Source organism: Marinobacterium marinum, from assembly GCF_013868415.1.
GTDB classification, from domain to species: domain Bacteria; phylum Pseudomonadota; class Gammaproteobacteria; order Pseudomonadales; family Balneatricaceae; genus Marinobacterium; species Marinobacterium marinum.
Genome location: NZ_JACEMT010000008.1, coordinates 1 through 242, shown reverse-complemented (window position 1 = coordinate 242; position 242 = coordinate 1). Strand labels below are relative to the sequence as shown.

Here is a 242-nt window from a genome sequence, read left to right as displayed (position 1 = left end):
TTCAGCTCGTCTCGCTTTTCGGCACCACGGTAACCCGCATCAGCCAAGATGAATGCTTCTTCACCGTGCAGTAGCTGGTCAGCCTGATTGAGATCATGCTCGTTTGCGGCAGTTGTCGTGAAGCTGTGCGTGAGGCCAGTGCGGGCATCAACCCCGATGTGGGCCTTCATGCCGAAGTGCCATTGATTCCCTTTTTTGGTTTGGTGCATCTCCGGATCACGTTCACCTGTTTTGTTCTTGGT

1 protein-coding gene is annotated in these 242 nt (G+C 53.7%); it reads right to left on the bottom strand.

Annotated elements, in window-relative coordinates; translation table 11 throughout:
• Positions 1-242: transposase (locus tag H1S06_RS15795; protein ID WP_181736290.1), on the bottom strand; the 242-nt coding region annotated here is incomplete at both ends.